The organism is Micromonospora sp. NPDC002411, from assembly GCF_053592955.1.
This window is the reverse complement of the sequence record NZ_JBSFBM010000087.1, coordinates 1-20,610: the sequence shown is the minus strand read 5'-3', so window position 1 is coordinate 20,610 and position 20,610 is coordinate 1. Positions and strand designations below refer to the sequence as shown.

Annotated in this window: 13 protein-coding genes; 4 read left to right on the top strand and 9 right to left on the bottom strand. The window is 71.0% G+C overall.

Features of this window, described 5'->3' with window-relative positions; genetic code table 11:
* On the bottom strand, positions 1-750 hold a 750-nt coding region (locus ACWCO3_RS13285), incomplete at its 3' end, for a polysaccharide deacetylase family protein (RefSeq protein WP_450010084.1).
* A gap of 453 nt (positions 751-1,203) precedes the next feature.
* On the opposite strand from ACWCO3_RS13285, the gene ACWCO3_RS13280 reads away from it, so the two are divergent.
* The 4 genes from ACWCO3_RS13280 (at position 1,204) to ACWCO3_RS13265 (ending at position 10,898) form a co-directional block, all read left to right on the top strand.
* Positions 1,204-2,283: a glycoside hydrolase family 19 protein gene (locus ACWCO3_RS13280; RefSeq protein WP_358168183.1), complete on the top strand. Its 1,080-nt coding sequence runs from the start codon at positions 1,204-1,206 to the stop codon at positions 2,281-2,283.
* A gap of 247 nt (positions 2,284-2,530) precedes the next feature.
* Positions 2,531-9,085, top strand: a complete 6,555-nt coding sequence (locus ACWCO3_RS13275; protein ID WP_450010082.1) for a GH92 family glycosyl hydrolase — start codon at positions 2,531-2,533, stop codon at positions 9,083-9,085.
* Entirely contained in the window at positions 9,085-10,311 is a 1,227-nt protein-coding gene (locus tag ACWCO3_RS13270; RefSeq protein ID WP_145780568.1) for an SGNH/GDSL hydrolase family protein, read from the top strand. The genes ACWCO3_RS13275 and ACWCO3_RS13270 overlap by 1 nt, the downstream gene beginning before the upstream one ends.
* Before the next feature lie 71 nt (positions 10,312-10,382).
* Positions 10,383-10,898, top strand: a complete 516-nt coding sequence (locus ACWCO3_RS13265) for a DUF2231 domain-containing protein (RefSeq protein WP_358168102.1) — start codon at positions 10,383-10,385, stop codon at positions 10,896-10,898.
* A 29-nt stretch (positions 10,899-10,927) separates the two neighbouring features.
* On the opposite strand, the gene ACWCO3_RS13260 is transcribed toward ACWCO3_RS13265, so the two are convergent.
* The 8 genes from ACWCO3_RS13260 to ACWCO3_RS13225 all read right to left on the bottom strand — a co-directional run.
* Entirely contained in the window at positions 10,928-11,581 is a 654-nt protein-coding gene (locus tag ACWCO3_RS13260; protein ID WP_450010079.1) for a DUF998 domain-containing protein, read from the bottom strand.
* Between the two features lie 126 nt (positions 11,582-11,707).
* Entirely contained in the window at positions 11,708-15,043 is a 3,336-nt protein-coding gene (locus ACWCO3_RS13255; protein ID WP_450010077.1) for a S8 family peptidase, read from the bottom strand.
* A gap of 102 nt (positions 15,044-15,145) precedes the next feature.
* Positions 15,146-16,138 (bottom strand): LLM class flavin-dependent oxidoreductase, encoded by a 993-nt coding sequence (locus ACWCO3_RS13250; RefSeq protein WP_450010075.1) that lies wholly within the window; start codon positions 16,136-16,138, stop codon positions 15,146-15,148.
* Positions 16,135-16,461 (bottom strand): TIGR04076 family protein, encoded by a 327-nt coding sequence (locus ACWCO3_RS13245; RefSeq protein ID WP_450010073.1) that lies wholly within the window; start codon positions 16,459-16,461, stop codon positions 16,135-16,137. Before ACWCO3_RS13245 ends, ACWCO3_RS13250 begins: the two co-directional genes overlap by 4 nt.
* Positions 16,458-16,832, bottom strand: coding sequence for a nuclear transport factor 2 family protein (locus tag ACWCO3_RS13240; protein ID WP_450010071.1), 375 nt, complete (start codon positions 16,830-16,832; stop codon positions 16,458-16,460). Before ACWCO3_RS13240 ends, ACWCO3_RS13245 begins: the two co-directional genes overlap by 4 nt.
* A gap of 34 nt (positions 16,833-16,866) precedes the next feature.
* Positions 16,867-18,510 carry a DUF885 domain-containing protein gene (locus ACWCO3_RS13235; protein ID WP_145780557.1) on the bottom strand — a complete coding sequence of 548 codons (1,644 nt, stop codon included), beginning with the start codon at positions 18,508-18,510 and terminating at the stop codon, positions 16,867-16,869.
* Positions 18,507-19,745, bottom strand: coding sequence for an amidohydrolase family protein (locus ACWCO3_RS13230; RefSeq protein ID WP_450010069.1), 1,239 nt, complete (start codon positions 19,743-19,745; stop codon positions 18,507-18,509). The genes ACWCO3_RS13235 and ACWCO3_RS13230 overlap by 4 nt, the downstream gene beginning before the upstream one ends.
* Before the next feature lie 10 nt (positions 19,746-19,755).
* A partial coding sequence (locus tag ACWCO3_RS13225; protein WP_450010067.1) for an oligopeptide/dipeptide ABC transporter ATP-binding protein occupies positions 19,756-20,610 on the bottom strand: 855 nt, incomplete at its 5' end.

The window sequence follows — 20,610 nt, the reverse complement described above, 5'->3', positions numbered from 1 at the left end:
GCCGGTGGGGGGTGGGGTGCCGCCGTCGGGCGGCGGGGTCGTGCCGTCGGGCGCGACGGCCCGGCCGGTGGACGGCGAGATCATGCCGGGGCACAGGTTGCGGCTGGTCAGGTTGGCCACGATCTGGGGAATCGCGTCGCGGGTGTTCTGGATCCCGTCGTGCATGAGGATGACCTGACCGGCTTGCAGGCGGCTCGCGTTGGAGACGATCTGGCTGACGCTGGCCCCGTTCCAGTCCTGCGAGTCCACGTCCCACAGCACCTGGCGCATGCCGAGCGAGGACGCGACGGACTGGAGCGTGGAGTTGGTCTCCCCGTACGGAGGCCGGAACAACACCGGCCGGCTGCCGGTCGCCGACTGGATCGCCGAGCTGGTCTGGGACAGGTCCGACTGCATCTGCGACTGACTCATCGAGGTCATGTGCGCGTGGTTCCAACTGTGGTTGGCGACCCACATGCCGGCGGAGACCTGCGCCTGCGCGGCCGAGCGGTTGTTCTGGACGTTCTGCCCGACGTTGAACATGGTGGCCCGTACGCCGTTGCTGCGCAGCACGTTCAGCAGCGCGCTGGTGCTGCCGGTCGGGCCGTCGTCGAAGGTGAGGCCGACGTACCCGTTGCAGGTGGCGGCGCTCGACGGGGTCGAGGTGGCCGCGAGGACGACGCCGCACATCGCGACGGCGGTGGCGAGGACGGCGAGCGCCGCGCGCAACCGCCTCGACCACACGGCCGTGCGGGGGAAGAGCCTGCTCATCTGGTGCCCCTTCGCGCAGGCCCGGCCGGATGCCTGGGCAGCACGGTCCGGACGGGTGTGGATGAGTGGGGAGGTCATGCCGGCCGACGTGGCTCACATTGACCTCGATGGATCGGAGTATTACAGCGGGAATTCCAACGCGTCAACAACTTCCGGAACGGCTCCGGAACGCGTCAGGGGGCACTGTGGGCGGCCGATCGGTCCCTGTGCTGCATGTCTGGCTGGACGTGAGGCTTCCGTTTGACGGCTCGGCCGTGCCTGCCGTCCCACCCGCCGCGACATGATCCGGAAAGCTGCCGGAAATACCGGCGTCGATCCCAGCGTGGCCCCTGGCCGTCATCCGCGGCTGGCATCAGGGGAAACAGTAAAGACTGTGAACAGAAGATGTTACAGTCACTGCCATCGATATCCGGCTGGATTCCGGCCAATGGAGTTCCAGGAAGGAGTGATCACATGACGAGACTGCGCGCGCTGGTCGCGCTGGCGGCACTGATCGTCGCCGGCACGTTTGTCGCGGTCATCCCGCCCACCGCCGCGTCGGCGGCGGCCTGCTCGGCATCGTGGCAGGCCTCTGCCGTCTACTGGGGAGACGCCCAGGTCTCCCACAACGGCCGCAACTACCGGGCGAAGTGGTGGACCCAGAACGAGGCACCGCCCGGGACGACAGGCGTCTGGGAGGATCTCGGAGCGTGCGGGGGAGGCACCACGCCGCCCACCGGCGGCACCTGCAACCACCCGAACTGGGTCGCCGGAACCTGGTACGCCGCCGGCGCGATCGTGCGGTACACCAACGGTCTCTACTACGTCGCCGAGCACGACAATCCCGGGTACGACCCGGTCGTCAGCACCTGGTACTGGGAGCCGTACACCTGTGGTGGCCAACCGCCGACCACCCCGCCGCCCACCAACCCGGGAGGCTTCGTGGTCACCGAGGCCCAGTTCAACCAGATGTTCCCGGGTCGCAACTCCTTCTACACCTACTCCGGGCTCGTCGCCGCGCTCAGCGCCTACCCGGCGTTCGCGAAGAGCGGCAGCGCCACAGTGCAACGTCAGGAGGCCGCGGCCTTCCTGGCGAACGTCTACCACGAGACCGGTGGGCTCGTGCACATCGTCGAGCAGAACACGGCGAACTACCCGCACTACTGCGACCCCAACCAGTCGTACGGCTGCCCGGCCGGACAGGCGGCCTACTACGGGCGCGGGCCGATCCAGCTCAGCTGGAACTTCAACTACAACGCCGCCGGCAACGCCCTCAACCTGCCGCTGCTGACCAACCCGTGGCTGGTGCAGACGGACGCCGCGGTGGCCTGGAAGACCGGGATCTGGTACTGGATGACCCAGAACGGGCCGGGCACCATGACCGCCCACAACGCGATGGTCACCGGTGCCGGGTTCGGCCAGACGATCCGCAGCATCAACGGCTCGATCGAGTGCAACGGCGGTAACCCCGCCCAGGTGCAGAGCCGCGTCACCAGGTACCAGCAGTTCGTCGGCATCCTCGGTGTGTCGGCCGGAGCCAACCTCTACTGCTGATTGCCCGCCGGGCCTCGGCGTCCCGCCACCGTGCGGCGTCGAGGCCCGGTACGCGTCGCTCCGGGCAACCCGTTGACAGGGCCGTGGTACGCCCGGAACTATCAGCGAACAGTTCACCGCTCCGACTTTCGTTGATCGCCAACCGGTATGACAACGATGTCAGGGCCTGACCAGCACCACCGCACGCTCCACACTGCCCCGACCTTCGACGTACTCGACCGGTTCGAGTCGAAAGGCACCGTCCCCCATGTCACATAGCCCCCCTGCACGTTCCCTGTCTCCCCGCCTGGTCGCCGCGACGACAGCCGTCCTACTGCCGCTGGGCCTGCTCGTGGCCGCACCCCTGGCCAACGCCGCTCCCTCCTCGGCGACGCCGGGCAACTTCAGCTCCTCGTTCGAGACCGCCGACCCGCAGCCCGCCACCAGCACGGTGGAGGTCGGCGCGAACGGCAAGCCGATTCAGGCGAACCTGAGCGGCACTGTCACCACGTTGCCCGGCAGCCTGCTCGGGCAGGTCAGCGCGGTGACCGCGAGCGACGAGTACCAGCCCCGCGAGATCGCCGCGAACCTCGCCGACGACGACTCGTCGACCAAGTGGCTCGTGTTCCAGACGACCGGCTGGGTGACCTACCGGTTCGCCGAGCCGGTGACGGTCAAGCGCTACTCGCTGACCTCGGCCAACGACGCGCCGAGCCGCGACCCCAAGGACTTCGTCGTGCAGGGGTCGACCGACGGCACCTCGTGGACCGACCTGGACAAGCGCTCCGGTGAGAAGTTCGGCGGCCGGTTCGCCACCAACCGCTACAGCGTCACCAATACGAACGCCTACGCCTACTACCGGCTGAACGTCACCGCGAACTCCGGCGACTCCCTGCTGCAACTCGCCGACTGGAACGTCAGCGACGGCTCGGACGTCCGCCCGCCGGCCACGCCGATGGTCAGCGAGGCCACCGCCGGACCGAACGGCGGCTACACCACGAAGCCGGACGCCGGGTTCACCGGGCTCGCCGCGCTGCGCTACTCCGGCGGCGCCGAGGGCGACGGTCGCTCGTACGCCACCAACAAGCTGTTCGACGTCAACGTCCCGGTGGGGCCGAAGACCCGACTGTCGTACAAGATCTTCCCCGAGTTCACCACCGGGAACGCCCGGTACCCGTCCACCTACGCCGCCGTCGACCTGCACTTCACCGACGGCAGCTACCTGAGTGGACGCTCGCCCTCCGACCAGCACGGTTACCCGCTCACCCCGGCCGGTCAGGGCGCGTCGAAGGTGCTCTTCGCCGACCAGTGGAACCTGGTGCAGGCCGACCTTGGCACCGTCGCCCGCGGCAAGACGATCGACCGCATCCTGCTCGCGTACGACAACCCGCAGGCCACCGGTGACACCCAGTTCCAGGGCTGGCTCGACGACATCGAACTGACGGCCACGCCGGCGTCGATCGACGGCTCGAAGCTGACCAACTACGTCGACACCCGACGCGGCACCAACTCGACCAGCGGTTTCTCGCGCGGCAACAACCTGCCGATCACCGCCGTGCCGAACGGGTTCAACTTCTTCACCCCGGTCACCGACGCGACCTCGGACTCGTGGGAGTACGAGTACCACCGGATCAACAACGCGGCCAACCTGCCCATGCTGCAGGGCCTCGCGATCTCCCACGAGCCGAGCCCGTGGATGGGTGACCGCAACCAGATGTCGGTGATGCCGGTCGTCGGCGGCGGTTCCCTGACCGGTCAGCCGGCCAGCCGCGCGCTCGCCTTCCGCCACGACGACGAGATCGCGCAGCCCGACCTCTACCGGGTCACGCTGCAGAACGGCCTCGTCGCGGAGATGTCACCGACCGACCACGCCGGGATCATGCGGTTCACCTTCCCGACCGGGCAGGCGACCGGAAGTCTCGTCTTCTACAACGGCACGTTCACCATCGGCACGGACGGCACGCTCACCGGCTGGGTGGACAACGGAAGCGGCCTGTCCGCCGGCCGTAGCCGCATGTTCGTGGCGGGTGCCTTCGACCGGGCGCCCACGGCGTCCGCCGCGACGTCGGCCACCTTCGACGTCTCCACGAACCGGGAGGTGACGATGCGCCTCGCGACGTCGTTCCTCTCCGTCGACCAGGCCCGCCGCAACCTCGACCTGGAGGTCACCGGTAGGAGCTTCGACCAGGTCCACGCCGCCGCGACGGCAGCGTGGAAGGACCGGCTCGGCCGGGTCGAGGTGCGCGGTGCCACCGAACCGCAGCTCGTCACGATGTACTCCAACCTGTACCGGTTGAACCTCTACCCGAACTCGCAGTCGGAGAACACCGGCACCGCCGCCGCCCCTCGGTGGCAGTACGCCAGCCCGGTCTCCGCGCCCACCGGCGCGTCGACCCCCACCCAGACCGGCGCGAAGATCGTCGACGGACAGATCTACGTCAACAACGGCTTCTGGGACACCTACCGCACCGTGTGGCCCGCCTACGCGCTGCTGTACCCGGACGTCGCCGCGAAGATCTCCGACGGGTTCGTCCAGCACTACCGCGACGGCGGCTGGATCGCCCGCTGGTCGTCTCCCGGGTACGCCGACCTGATGACCGGCACCAGCGCCAACGTGGCCCTGGCCCAGGCGTACCTCACCGGGGTCAAGCTGCCCGACCCGCTCGCGGCGTACGACGCGGCGGTCAAGGACGCGACGGTCGCGTCCGGGCGCAGCGCGGTCGGCCGCAAGGGCATCGAGACCTCCCTGTTCCTCGGCTACACGCCCACCTCCACGGGCGAGTCGGTGTCGTGGGCGCTGGAGGGCTTCATCAACGACTACGGCATCGGCAACATGGCCGCGGCGCTCGTTAAGGACCCGGCCACGCCGAAGTCCGAGCGCGCCCGGCTCAAGGAGGAGTCCCGCTACTTCCTGGAGCGGGCCCGCAACTACGTCCACCTGTTCGACCCGAAGACGAAGCTCTTCCAGGGCCGCGACGCCGCCGGTAACTTCCTCGCCGGCGACCCGCTGGACTGGGGTGGCGTCTACACCGAGACCAACGGGTGGAACTTCGCCTTCACCGCGCAGCAGGACGGGCAGGGCCTCGCCAACCTGTACGGCGGGCAGAAGGCACTGCGGGACAAGCTCGACACGTTCTTCGCCACCCCGGAGAACGCCGACCGCCCCGGTGGGTACGGCGGCATCATCCACGAGATGGTCGAGGCGCGCGCGGTGCGGATGGGTCAGCTCGGCATGAGCAACCAGCCGTCGCACCACATCCCGTACATGTACAACTTCGCCGGCGCGCCGGCCAAGACGCAGGCGGCGGTACGCGAGATCCTGCGCCGCCTCTACGTCGGCAGCGAGATCGGCCAGGGTTACCTGGGCGACGAGGACAACGGCGAGATGTCGTCGTGGTACATCCTCAGCTCGCTGGGCATCTACCCGCTGCAGGCCGGATCGGCCGAGTGGACCATCGGTTCGCCGCAGTTCACCAGGATGACGGTGCGTCGCCCCACCGGCGACATCGTCGTCAACGCGCCGGCCAACAGCACGCGCAACATCTACGTGCAGGACGTCAAGGTCAACGGCAAGAAGCAGCACGGTCTGTCGGTGGACGTGACCGCGCTCGCCAAGGGCGGCACCATCGACTTCCAGATGGGCCCCAACCCGTCGTCCTGGGGCAGCGGCAAGAAGGACGCGCCGCCGTCGCTGACCAAGGGCGACGATGCGCCGAAGCCGTTGCAGGACACCACCGGGCCCGGTCTCGGCACCGCGACCGCGACCGGCGGCCAGGACGCGTCGAAGCTGTTCGACGACTCGTCGGCCACGCAGCTGACCTTCACCTCGGCGACGCCGCAGATCACCTGGACCAACCGTGGTGGCAAGCAGAAGCCGACGTACTACACAGTGACGTCCGGGGCCGGTGCCGGCGACCCGGCGGACTGGCGTCTGCAGGGCTCCAACGACGGCATCTCCTGGACCACTGTGGACTCCCGCAAGGACCAGGCGTTCCGGTGGCGTAACCAGACCCGCCCGTACACGATCGACAAGCCGGGTCGGTTCGCGCAGTTCCGGCTCGCCGTGACGAAGACCGTCGGCGCCGCGCAGACCAACCTCGCCGAGATCGAGTTGCTCGCCGGTGGGGACCTGGCCATCGGCGGTGGCGACATCACGGTGACCGCCGAGGGCAAGGTCCACGCGACGTCCGGCGTACCGGTCTCGGTGCCGCTGGCATCCGTCACCGGCGGCACCGCCGACGGCTACCGGGCCACGATCGACTGGGGTGACGGCACTCCGGTCACCGAGGGCACCCTGACGCTCAGCTCGCGCGCCGTCTACAGCGTCGGTGGATCGCACACCTACGCCACGCCGGGCTACCACCAGGCCAACGTCACGGTGACCGACGGCGAGAGCCAGAGCTCCGCGACGGTCGGCGTCGAGGTGGCGTACGCCCCGAAGTCCGGCCTCACCGCCGCCTTCGACACCGTCTGCGTCGGTGACGAAGGGGTCCTCGCGGCCGACTGCGACGCCAAGTCGTGCGCGACGCCCACTCCCCGGCGGCCCACCAAGTCGCCGATGCTCGCCCCGGGCCTCGCGTCGAGGAACCAGCTCTGGTGGCAGTCGCCCGGCTCCGCCACCTCCATGATCGAGCAGGGCCTGCCGATCGGAAACGGCAGACTCGGGGCACTCGCCAGCAACGACCCGGCCCGGGAACTTCTGACGATCACCGACGCCACGCTGTGGACCGGTGGCCGCAACGACACGCTCGACGGCGACGGCCAGTTCCCCTACGGGCGCGAGGACTTCGGCTCGCTGACCATGCTGGCCACGCTCACCGTCGACATCCCCGGGCACGACCTCGGCACCGTCGACACCTACCGCCGCACCCTCGACCTGGCGCAGGGCCTGGTCACCACCGCGTACGACATCGGTGGGGTCGGCTACCGCCGGGAGATCTTCGCCAGCCGCCCGGACGACGTCATCGTGCTGCACTTCTCCCAGCAGGGCGGCGGCGCGTACACCGGCACCGTCTCCCTGGCCGGCACGCACGGCGAGTCCACCACGGCCGACACCCCGAGCCGGTTCGCGTCGTTCGGCGCCTCCTTCGCCAACGGGCTGCGCTACGGCGCCGCCGTCACCGCGTACAGCGGCACCGGAGAGGTCGCGGTGACCGGCACGTCGATCGCCTTCACCGGCTGCCGGGACCTGACCGTCGTCGTCAGCGGCGGCACCAACTACGCCCCCACCGCCGCCACCGGCTTCCGCGACACGTCGGTGGATCCGCAACGGCTGGCCCGGGACAAAGTCCTGGCAGCCGCCCGCGCGTCCGTACGCGACCTGCTGCACACCCACGTCGCGGACGTCCGCCCGGCGTTCGAGCGGTTCGCCATCGACCTCGGGACCTCGTCGGTCGCCCAACGTCAACTCGACACCTGGGAACGGTTGCAGGCGCGCTGGCGGGACAACGTGCCCGACCCGGAGTTGGAGGCGGCGTACCTCCAGTTCGGCCGCTACCTGCTGCTCTCCGGATCGCGGGGCAGCCTGCCGATCGGTTTGCAGGGCCCGTGGCTGGACGGCAACGACCCGGACTGGATGGGCGACTACCACAGCGACGTCAACATCCAGATGACCTACTGGCCGGCCGACCGGGCGGGCCTCACCGATACCTTCGACGCCTTCGCCGACTACTGCGTCGCGCAGCTGCCGGTCTGGACCGAGGTCACCCAACGGCTGTTCAACACCTCGACCAACAGGTTCCGCAACACCAGCGGAAAGGTCGCCGGGTGGGCTGTCGCCTTCTCCACCAACCCGTACGGCGGAAGCGGATGGTGGTGGCATCCGAGCGGCAACGCCTGGCTCTGCCAGAACCTGTTCGAGCACTACGAGTACACCCAGGACCGCGCCTACCTGGCGAAGGTCTACCCGGTCATCAAGGGCGCCGTGGAGTTCTGGGAGACCCGGCTCGTCAGCATGACAGTCACCGACGCGGCCGGCGCGTCGCGCGAGGTCCTGGTCGCCGACCGGGACTGGTCGGCCGAGCACGGGCCGCAGGACACCAGGGGCAACACGTACTCCCAGGAGCTGGTGTGGAACCTCTTCGAGAACTACCACACCGCCGCCCGGGTGCTCGGCCGCGACGCCGACCACGCCCGCACTGTCGACGCGCTGCGCAAGCGCCTCTACCTGCCCGAGGTCAGCCCCACCTCGGGTTGGTTGCAGGAGTGGATGTCCCCGGACAACCTCGGTGAGACCACGCACCGGCACCTCTCCCCGCTGATCGCGCTCTTCCCCGGCGACCGGATCCGCCCGGACGGCTCCACTCCCGCCGCGATCGTCGCCGGTGCCACCGCCCTGCTCACCGCACGCGGCATGAACAGCTTCGGCTGGGCCAATGCGTGGCGCAGCCTGTGCTGGGCGCGGCTGAAGGACGCGGAGAGGGCGTACCAGCTCGTCGTCACCAACCTGAAGCCGTCCACGAACGGCAGCAACGGCAGCGCCATGAACCTCTTCGACATCTACGAGACGAACCCCGGCCGGGGCATCTTCCAGATCGACGCGAACCTCGGCACCCCCGCCGCGATCGTCGAGATGCTCGTCTACTCCCGCCCCGGTCACGTCGAGTTGCTGCCGGCGCTGCCCGCCGCCTGGGCGTCCGCCGGTTCGGTGAGCGGCGTCGGCGTACGCGGAGGCTTCACCGTCGACCTCAGGTGGCGCGACGGGCGGGTCACCCAGGCGAAGCTGACGAGCGTCGGCGGCCGAGGCACCACTGTGGTGGTCAACGGTCGGTCCCGTCAGGTCAGCCTTCGCCCCGGCGAGTCGGTCGCCCTGAGGAACGTCTGATGCGGGCCGGGTTCGCACGGCGTGGAACGGCCGTTGTCGTCGCGGCGCTGCTCTGCGTACCCCTGGCCGCGTCGCCGGCGCTGGCGCGAACTCGGCATGATCCGGCGGCCGGTGCGGACGGGCACTTCGCGGTCACCTGGGCCGCGAGTGCCGACCGGCAGGGCGCGGGGCCCGCAGAGCGCAGCTACCGGCTGGTCGTCCGCACCAGCGTCGGCGGGGACGCGCTGCGGATCCGCCTCACCAACGCCTTCGGCGAGCACCCGGTGACCTTCGCCAGCGCGTACGCCGGGTTGCAGCGGCAGGGCGCCGAGCTGGTCCGGGGCAGCAACCGGCGGCTGACGTTCGGCGGTCAACCGTCGGTGACGGTGCCGGCCGGGGAGACGGTGCTCAGTGACCCGCTGACCGGCAGGCTGGCCGCCCAGAGCAACCTCGTGGTGAGCCTGCACGTCACCGGCGCGCAGGGACCGACGAGCGGGCACGGCATGGCCATGCAGACGTCGTACGCGACCGCCGGCGACCACGTTGCCGAAGAGGCGGCGACCAACTGGACCGACACCATGACCGCCTGGTACTGGCTGGACGCGGTCAGTGTGCGGACGTCCACGGCGATCAGCTCGGTGGTGGCCCTCGGTGACTCGATCACCGACGGGTGGGCCTCCAGCACGGATGCGAACCGGCGCTGGCCCGACTACCTGTCCCGGCGGCTCCAGGCCGCCCCGGACAGCCCGGTCAAGGGCGTGGCCAACGCCGGCATCTCGGGCAACAAGGTGCTCGCCGACGGTGCCGGCGAGGCGGCGCTGCACCGGTTCGACAGTGACGTGCTCTCCCATCCGGGGGTCAGCACCGTCTTCGTGTACGAGGGCATCAACGACATCAAGGCCCACACCGGTGTCACCGTCGACGACCTGACCGCAGGTTATCGGCAGTTGGCCGAGCGGGCGCACGCGGCGGGCAGGTGCGTCGTCGGCGCCACGGTCACGGCGTTCAAGGGCTGGCCGGAGTACGACGCCGCAGGCGAGGCCGTGCGCCAGGGCGTCAACGAGTGGATCCGGCACAGTGGCGTGTTCGACGCCGTGATCGACTTCGACCGGATCACCCGCAGCCCGTACGACCCACAGGCGCTGCTGCCGTTCTTCGACAGCGGCGATCACATCCACCCGAACGACAAGGGGATGCAGGCGATGGCGGACGCCGTCGATCTGGCGGCGTTGCGCTGCGACAGCTGAGCGATCGACGGGGATGACACGCCCGCGTGGTACCGATAGCGTCCTAGTGTGGACGATCAACGTCCAGGCCGATGTCACCGGAGGAGACGCCGATGTTCGAGGAGTTCATGGGCATCCCCGCCCACCCGCTGGTGCTGCACGCCGCTGTCGTGTTCGTGCCGCTGCTGGCGCTCCTGACGATCGGCTACGCGCTCGTCCCGCTGATCCGGCCGCACACCCGTTGGGTGCTGGGGCTGCTCGCGGTGGGTGCGCCGATCGCGGCCCTGCTGGCGAAGCTCACCGGCGACGCCTTCTTCGAGCGCATGCGTGCCGCCAACCGGGTGACCCCCGAGTTCCTGCCGACGTTGGAGACGCACCAGGAGTTCGGCGACATCACGCTCTGGGCCGCGATCCTGTTGGGGATCGTGGCGCTGGCACTGGTCTGGTTCGTCGCGCCGAGGGCCGCCGAGGCGAGCGCCGACGGACGGCCCTCTCGACCGCTGACCCTCGCGTTGCAGGTGCTGTCGGTGATCGCCGCCGGCATCGCCGTGTACTACGTGATCCGCACTGGCGACTCCGGCGCGAAGGCGGTCTGGGAAGGTCAGTGACCTCGGCGGCTGGTCCGACGAGAAGCGCCTCAGCGGTCGGCGACGTCGTCGCGTGTCCTCCAGGAGAGCGCCACGAGCCACCCGGAGATGAGCACCGCTCCGATGGCGAAGCGGATGCTCGCACTTTCCTCGCTCCAGGGAAGGGCGGTGAGCACGAACGCGACGGCGGCGCTGACGGCGCTGTAGAGCGCCCAGGTCCGGTTCCCCTGGCCGGCGAACCGTCTAGCGAGCAGCAGGCCGGCCGCGATCAGCGACAGGAACGCCGCCGCGCCGCAGACCGTGTGCAGGACGCTGCCCGTGCTGGCCTGCTCCGGAAGGCCGGTCGGGGCGCCCGGCGGCCAGCCGAGCCCGGGATCGGGGACGAACACCCCACCGCCGACCATCGCCACCCCGTACACGCCGACCAGCACCGGAACCGTCGTGCCAGCCCGACCCGGTCGCAACGCCCGCCACAGGCCCACCCCGAAGGCGACGGCCAGCACACCGGTGCCCACGAACGCGGTGACCTGCAACCAGCCGAGGTCACCGAGGGTGAGTGAGCTGACCGCGTGCCGCCGCAGGTCGAACCCGGATCGGGTGAACGCCTGGCCGAACGACAGGACGGGAAAGAGGAGGCCGGCGACCGTGCCGCAGCCCAGCAGAAAACGGGTTGGGCGCAGCAGTGTCTCGGCGGTTGGCGTCATGGGCGTGCCTCTCGTTGTCGGCGTCGCGGTTCACCGTCACGACGAACGAGGTGGGATCGGATCGACACCGCGACACAGAACGGTGGTGCGACCCGGCCAGAGCCGGGCCGCACCACCGTGTTGACCTCAGCCGGCGTGGTACGCCCGGATGATGGTCTGGTCGATCCCGCTACCGCCGTTGGCGGTGGCCTTCACCCGCAGCGACACGGGCTGCCCGGCTGCAGCCTTCGGCAGCGCAACCCGGTAGCTGTCCCCGCTTCCGGTGACCCGGGCGGTCTTCCAGGTGGCGCCGTCGTCGGTCGAGGTCCAGACCTGGAACGAGGTCACCTTCTGGTCTCGCACACCGTGCGCCTGCCGGACGGCCAGCTCGGCCGTTCCGTCGACCGGATGGTTGTTGTGGTCCATCGGCAGGGCGTAGTCGACAGCGAGCAGCGGCAGCGGCACGCTCCCGGTCCCGTCGGGGCCGGCGGACCGGAACGTCCACGAGGTGTTGACCTTGGTCGAGATCGGCAGGATCAGACTCGTGTCGACGTCGAGCGTCACTCGGTAGTCGGCCATCGGCTGCGGAACGGTGAAATCGCCGAATGGGCCCGACCGCTCGTCGACCAGCTTGCCGTTGCGGTACAGCGACAGCTTGCGCTTCACGCCGATCGCCTCGCCCTGGAGGCAGTCGGCCCGCTGGTGCTTGTCGGTCAGCGACACCAGGTCGAGGTGCAGGTTGCCCCGGGTCCGCGACGGCGCGGTGGCGCAGCTCCAGTCGGCACCGGCCGGGTCGTCGTACCAGCCGGAGTGCAACGGCTGACGCGCCCAGATCTTGGTCTGCCGGCTACCCGGCTGGTAGCTGCGGGGTGCCTCGTCCGCGGCCAGCCCGCCGTAGACGCCCTGGTCGGCCCAGAGGATGTCGGGCGAGAGGTAGTCGGTCCGGCTCGGCGGCAGGTTCCCCTCGTGGGTCTGGGTCACCCCCACCCCGTCGCGGGTCATGCCGGTCCGGACCAGCTGGGTGAACATCTCCGGCGAATCCGTCTGGTGGAACCGCTCGTCGATCCGGGCCAGCTTGGCCTGCTCCGCCTTGTTCACCCGGAAGGCGGGGTCGGCTGGCACGCCGCCCGCGTACTCGTGCACCAGGTTGTAGCGGTACGGCTCGGCGGTGCCGGCCGGCGAGTCCAGGTTGACGGCCGCCCAGGTGCGCCGGGAGCCGACGGTGGGCTTGGGCAGCGCGGTGGTGCGGACCGTCGTCTTGGTTCCGTACCCGCTGATCTGGTGCCACCAGGCCAGGCCGTTCGACGCGGTCTGGACGTTGGTGAAGTCGGTCCTGGTCGGCGTGGTGGGTACCCCGTCGACAGTCGCCGTCACCGGCTTGGCTCGCGCCGGGTCGAGCGTCACGGTCCGGGTGCCGCGCACGTCCAGGTCGGCCTCGGCGGCGAGCGTCGTCTCCAGCACGTCACTGTCGACGTAGTAGGCGACCGAGGCGCCGAACACCGAGTACCGGCCCGCGGGAACCCTCAGGGTGAAGGTGTCTCCGGGAGTGCCGGACCCTCCGCCGTAGTAGAGCGTCGGGTCGGTCAGGTTGGCGACCATGAGGTTGATCCAGCTCTCCGCGCCGTCCTTCAGGCCGGGCATCGGCTTCGTCCGGATCGTCAGGTCGTAGCTGGGCGGCTCGACGTAGAAGCTCACCGGGGTCGTCGCGACGACCTTGCGGCCGGAACGGGCGGTGACGGTGGCCAGGTAGAAGCCCGGCCGGGCGGCCAGCGCCGCGCGGTTGATCCGCACTGTCGCACCGTCGGTCGCGCCGCGCTTGAGGGTGACCCGGTTCGTCGACAGCGACGCCGCGCCGCGGGGCACCGGCTGGCCGTCGTGGTTGACCACTGCCACGTCGAGATCGAGGACGGTCGTCGACTCAGCGGTCCAGCTCAGCTTCGCCTCGCTGGTCCCGGACTGCGGGTACGCGAACGTGCCGAGGTTGACCACCGGTTGGTTGCTGGTCGGGCCGCCGAGGGCCCGGGCCGCGTTGAGCCGGCCGGCTCCGACGGCGTACGCGTCGACGCCGGTCAGCGGGTCGGCCGCGCCGACGAGTGCGGCCTTGAGCTGCTGGCCGGTCCAGTCCGGGTGGCGCTGGGCGAGCAGCGCGGCGGCGCCCGCCGCGTGCGGGCTGGCCATCGAGGTGCCGCTGATCGCCTCGTAGTGCTTGTCGATCGGGTCCTGCAGGTTGGTGCCGGCGGCCCGTGCGGCGACGATGTCGACACCGGGTGCGACCAGCTCCGGCTTTGCCACGTGGCTGGTGACCAGCGGTCCGCGGCTGGAGAAGTCGGCGAGCTTGTCGTCGCGGTCGACGGCGCCGACGGTCAACGCGCTGGCGGCGGAACCGGGCGAGGAGATGGCCGCGCCGCTGTTTCCGGCGGCGATGACGAACAGGGTGCCGGTGGACTTACTCAGACCGTCGACGGCGAGCGAGAGCGGGTCGTTGCCGTCGTCGGCGTCGCTGCCGCCAAGGCTCATGTTGATGACGTCGGCGCGGGGGGCGGCCCACTCCATGGCCGCGATGATGCCGGAGTCGTCGCCGTAGCCGTGGTCGTCGAGGACCTTGCCGATCAGCAGCTTGGCGTCGGGCGCGACACCGCGACGCTGGCCGTGTGCGGCGGCGCCGGTGCCGGCGATGGTCGAGGCGACGTGCGTACCGTGGCCGTTGTGGTCGACGGCGTCGCCGCCCTCGGCGGTGAAGTCGGCCCGGTCGGCGACCCGCCCGACCAGGTCCGGGTGGCTGAAATCGGCACCGGTGTCGAGCACCGCGACGGTGGTCCCCTTGCCGGTGTAGCCGGCCTTCCAGGCGTCCGGTGCAGCAATCTGGTCCAGGTTGCGGTCCAGGTCGGCGTGCTGTCCGCCGCCGGTCAGCGCGGTGGCACGGACCTTGCGGTCGAGCCAGACCTTCTTCGCGCCGGCGAGCAGCGAGTTGGTCGCGAGCTTCGCGGTGGCCGGGCTCTTCTTGGGTACGCGGCCGGCGACCGCGCCGATGCTGGGCAACGGCAGCACGTCGCCGAGGGCGGCGACCCGGGCGGACGCGGTGGCGGGCTGCACGATGAGCGGCAGCTCGGCGGAGTTGTCGTCGTCGTACCCGTCGGCGATCAGCGTGGTGACGTCGAACAGGTCGGGGTCGAGGACCGAGCCGACCTGGGACGCGACGCGGGCGGGGACGACGTGCAGGTGGCCGTCGGGGCCGCAGGTCTGGTTGATCACCGCGTTCGCGTCGACCGGCCGGATCGTGGCCTGCGGGCATCCCGAGCCGGTGCTTCGGACGGTCACCACGTCGCCGGTCAGCAGGGTGACGGTGTGCGTCTTGCCGTCGGCCGTGGCGGCGGGTGTGCCGGGCCGGTCGATGCCGCCGGCTGTGGCCGAGCCGCCCGGTAGGGCGGTCAGCGTCGTGGCCGTGACGGCAACCGCCATCAGCCACCGCGTTCTCCTGAGCATGGTGCTCCTCGTCTAATGTGGACGAAAGCGCCTCTTCGGGCGACTTCCTTCAAGATCATATGCACGAATACACGATCTTTTAAGGCCCGCGACGAGGGGTTTTCACCGCCGTAACAAAGGGAGCACCCGCCGGCCGAGCAGGTCGATCCCGCCGCGCGGCGTCAACCCGTGCGGGGTGCCGAACTCCACCCGGCTCGCCCCGGCGTCGAACACCGCCGCGGCCTGCGAGGCCACGTGCTCGGGTGTGCCGGAGAAGGCGAACAGGTCGAGCAGGTCGTCACCGATCAGCGCCCCGGCGAGGTCGTCCTCCCGACGACCGACATGCTGCTGGATCCGGGCCAGCAACTCCGGGTCCACCTCGATCGTCGGGTCGTGGGCGGCGACCACCGCCAGGTACATGGCCACCTCCCGACGGGCCACCCGCCGGGCCAGCACACCGTCCTCGTCGACTACTGTCACCGCCCCGAGCACGACACCAGTGCGCTCGCGGTCGGGGGTGGCCGCGTCGTCCAGCCAGGCCCGCATCAGCCGGGCCATCGCCGGGTTCGCCGACCCGCCGACCTTGACCTCGCCGGCAAAACCGGCCGCCGCCCGCGCGGTCTGCCGCCCCCAGGTGCCGACCAGGACCGGCACGTCGGCACGGGCCGGGCTGTACCGCAACGACGTACCGGGCGCCACTGTGAACTCGCTGCCCTGGAAACCGCCGTCGTCACCGGCCAGCAGCAGCCGGACGACAGCGACCGTCTCGACGATGCGTCGGATGGGCCGGACCTGCGGCACGCCGATCTCGTCGAGCCAGGTGCCCCGGGCCAGCCCGAGGTAGGCCCGGCCGTGCGAGGCGAGATCCAGTGCGGCCACCTGGCCGGCGACCTCCACCGGGTGCATGGTGAACGGGTTGAGGCACGCCACGCCGAGGCGGATCCGGCTGGTGTGCCGGGCCGCCACCAGCAGCGGGAAGATCGGCGGTTGGTACATCAGGTCACCGAAGACCGACAGCACGTCGAACCCGTGCCGCTCGGTCAGCTCGGCCAGCTCGGCGTACTCGTCGGCGGACTTGTCGGACTGTAGGCCGATCCCGACCAGCCCTTCGCTCACGTCAGCTCCCCGGTGGGGATCTGCCGGCGGCCGGTCCGCTCGATCCGCATGATCAGGCGCTCCTCCGGGTCCGGGCAGGCGACATGGCTGTCCTGGGCCAGCCAGTCCCCCTCGGCCAACGCCCGCTGCTTGGCGGGGATCAGGGGCAGGCACGCGGCCAGCGCGTACAGGCAGAAGTGCCCACCGGCCGGGATGGTCAGCCGGTTGGACTCGGTCACGTCGAAGTGGTCGCCCGGCTGGAGGCCGCACACCGAGCGGCCCTCGATCCGCTCCACCACGACGCGCAGGTCGTACAGGTCGGTGGTGGGTTCCTCGGCGCTCATCGCACGGCCTCCGCGTGGTGGTGCACGATCCGCCACGTGCCGGCCTCGAGGCGCAGGACGTCGGTCACCCGGAAACACTCGTCCGGCCGGGCGTCGGCGAACCGGGCCCGCAGCACGTAGCGCACCAGGCCGGTGTCGCCCCAGGCGTCGGCGTGCAGGTGTTCCGGCGCGACCGACAGCGGCGGCGCACCGGCGGCCCGGCTGGCCCGTCGGTCCCGCAGGTCGTCCAGCGCGCCCAGCCCGGACAGCAGGCCGTCGGCGTCGGACTCCCAGAACGTCAGGTCGGGGTGCAGGTGCGCGTCGAACGCCTGCCGGTCGCCGAACGACCGGTACAGGTCGGTGATGGTGATGGTGAGCTGATCAGCGCTCATCGGCTGTCACTTCCGATCCGAGGGGTACGACAGGTCAGGGCAGGTGGGCCAGACGGGCGCGCAGCGGGTCCAGTCCCATGGGTCCGAGCGCCAACGCGGTGTGGTGGAAGCGTTTCCGGTCGAACGCGGTCCCCTCGCGCTGTTCGGCGTCCCGGCGGGCCTGCTGCCACAACCGCGCCCCGACCTTGAAGGCGAGGGCCTGCGCCGGCCAGCCGAGGTACCGGTCCACCTCGAAGCGGGCCGTCTCGGCGTCCAGTCCGGCGACGCGGGTCAGGACGTCGACAGCGAGCGCCGGAGTCCACCGCCGCTCCTCGGTGAAAGCGTTGCCGGCCGGGATCGGCAGCCCGAGGTGCAGGCCCAGGTCGATGACCACGCGAGCGGCCCGCCACATCTGGCCGTCGAGCATGCCGAGACGCTCGGCCGGGTCGGCGTACAGGCCGATCTCGTCGGCCAGTCGCTCGGCGTAGTGCGCCCAGCCTTCGGCGTACCCGTGCACCTGGCAGAGGTGGCGCTGCCAGGGGTGCAGGTCGGCGGTGGTGAGGGTGAGCGCGTGCTGGAGGTGGTGGCCGGGCAGACCCTCGTGGCAGAGCGTCCCGACGTGCCGCCACACCGGCACTGTCGACTCGCCCGAGGGCACCGACCACCAGATCCCGCCGGGCCGGGTCAACGACGGGTCCGGCGGCGTGTAGTACATGACCCCGGACGTGGCGGGGCTGATCCGGCACACCACCCGCCGGGTGGCGGCCGGGATGTCGAAGTGGGTGCCGTCGAGCGCGTCGGTCAACTGCTCGGTGCGCTGCCGCAGCCACTCCTCCAGGGCGGGACCGGCCGGCACCCGGCGGGCCGGATCGGCGTCCAACGCCGCCCGCGCGGCCGCGACCCGCCGGTGGCCCAGCTCGCGCGCCACGGTACGCAGCTCGGCGGCGGTGCTGTCCAACTCGGCCCAGCCGTACGCGTACACCTCGTCGAGGTCGATCGTCGCGCCGAGGAAACTGCGCGCGGTGACCCGGTAGAGGTCTCCCCCGACACCGTCCACCTCGGACGCCACGGGTGCCAGGTCGGCCCGGAGGAACGCGGCGAAACCGGAGGTGGCGGCGGTGGCCAGCCGTGCGCCCAGGTGCAGCTGCCCGGCGAGCGGGCCACCGGGGTAGCCCTCCACCAGCCGCCCGTAGAAGTCGGCGCGGGTCCACGCCGTGCACTGGTTGGCGACCACGAGGACCTGCCGGCGGGCGACCAGGTGTCCCTGCTGCGCCGACCGGCGCAGCGTGGTGGCGTACCGGGCGAGGGCCTCGGGCACCTGACGCAGGTGCGCGGCCACCACCGCCCAGTCCTCAGCGGTGTCCCGGGGCAGGTTGTCGAAGATCTGCCGGAGCAGGTGCACCGGGGTGGCCAGCGGGGCGAGCAGCCGGGTGGTGAAACCCGCGTCGTACAGGTCGACCTCGCTGGCCAGGCGGTCGCGCAGGGCATCGACCAGGGCCGGCTCGCCGAGGCCGTGCGCGCTCGCCGAGGCGGCTGCCGTCGCGGTGCGTCGGGCCAGCTCCGCGCGGGCGTCGAAGCCGTCCGGCGACAGGTCCGGGACCTGCGACACTGGTGTACGCCCCGCCGCCTCGGCGGCCTGCGGGTCCAGCTCGGCGAGCGCGTCGAGGTACCCGTCGGCGACCTGGGTGATGCTGCTCATCGCGGTACGCCGAGCCGGCCGTGGTCGTCGCGGTACGCCACCCCGCCCTTGAGTACGGCGTGCAGGGTGCGCAACGCGGAGACCGAGCGGGTCGGGTCGTCGCGCAGCACCAGCAGGTCGGCGTGCCGGCCGACAGCGATGCTGCCGAGGGTGTCGGCGTGACCCAGCCACTCGGCGGGGCGGACGGTGGCGGCCTTGAGCGCGTCCGCGACCGGCATTCCCGCGTCCACCATGAACTCCAGTTCGCGGACCGTCGCGGTGGTCTCGTCGTAGCCGGCATGTGGCGGCATGTCGCTGCCCAGCGCGATCGGTACGCCGTTGCGGATGGCGTGCTGGAGGCTCTCCCAGTGTCGGGGGCCGGCCGCGAGGGCCCGGTCCATCAGCCAGCCGGGCACCCCGGAGTCGCGGAAGAACTGCTCGCACCGACTCACCACGATCGTCGGCACGTACCAGACACCCCGCTCGGCCATCAGCCGCGTGACGTCGTCGGTCAGCTCGTACCCGTGCTCCACACAGTCGAGGCCCAGTTCCACGGCGCGGCGGACCGAGTCAGCCGGGCCGGCGTGCGCGGTGACCTTGCGCCCCCAGTCGTGGGCGACGCGGATGACGGCTGCCATCTCGTCGTCGAGCAGCTGCGGGGTGTCGATCGCCTCGTGCTGCCCGGCGATGCCGCCGGAGATGCACACCTTAATCAGGTCGGCGCCGGCGCGGAGTTGCTCGCGGGTGGCCCGCCGGAACCCGTCCGCGCCGTCGGCCTCCAGGGCGTCGGCGTCCCAGCCGTGCCCGCCGGTGCAGCAGAGGGCGTGGCCGGCGGTGAAGATGCGCGGTCCGTCGACAGCGCCGGTCTCGATGCCCCGTCGCAGGGCGAAGTCCGCGTACCGGCTCTCGCCGACGAGGCGGGCGGTGGTGACACCGGAGTGCAGGGTGCGCCGGGCCGAGTCCGCCATCAGCAGCACCAGCTCGGCCAGGTTGGAGTTGTGGACCGTGTCGGCGAGATGACCGGGCAGCCCCAGCGACAGGTGTACGTGCATGTTGGTCAGACCGGGCATGACGTGGTCGCCGCCGAGGTCGACCACCCGGGCGTCGCCGGCCTCGGTGAGGACGTCGTCGACCGGGCCGACGGCGCGGATCATCCCGTCGGCGCCGATCCAGATGCCTCGGTCCGGCTGGAGGATGTCCTCGACACCGTCGTAGAGGGCGAGGTTGACCAGGACCTGTTCGGTGGGCATGCGCATGGGAACGTCCTCAGAGTGGGCGCGCGGCGGTCGGTGCCGCAGCGGAGTCGGTGAGCCAACAGGCGACGCTGCGGTCGCCCAGGTCGACGGTGGGCGGCTGCTCGACGCACCTGTCGAACGCGTGCGGGCAACGCGGCCGGAACCGGCACCCGGTGGGGGCGTTGGCCGGGTCGGGCACCTCCCCGGCGAGGATGGCTGGCAGGCGCGGGGTGGGTCCGATCTGCGGCACCGCGTCGATCAACGCCCGGGTGTACGGGTGTCGCGGCGCGCGCCACAGCTCGCGGGTGGGCGCGGTCTCGACGATCCGGCCCAGGTACATCACGGCTGTCACGTCGGCGATCTCGTGCACCAGCGACAGGTCGTGGGAGATGAACAGCATGCCCATGTCGAGGTCGCGGACCAGCCCGACGAGCAGGTTGACCACCTGCGCCTGGGACGAGGCGTCCAGCGCCGTCACCGGCTCGTCGGCGATGATCATCCGGGGTTCCGGTGCGAGCGCGCGGGCGATCGCCAGGCGCTGCCGCTGACCGCCGGAGAACTGGTGCGGGTAACGGTCGGCGGCGCTGGCCGGCATGGCCACCCGGTCGAGCAGTTCGTGCACCCGGGCCCGGCGGGCCGCCCCGGTGACCGTCGCCGGTACGCCGTCGAGCAGTTGGGAGCCGATGGTGCGCCGGGGGTTCAGCGAGGCGTACGGGTTCTGGAAGACCATCTGCAGGCCGACCTCGGCGTCGGACCGGGGTCGCCAGCCCAGCGGGGTGACCGGCCGGTCGGCGCCCCGCCGCGCCTCGTCGTGCAACAGGTCCAGAACGCGTTGCCGGTTGCCCGCGTCCAGCTCGCTGGTCACCTCGTCGGCGAGCAACACGCC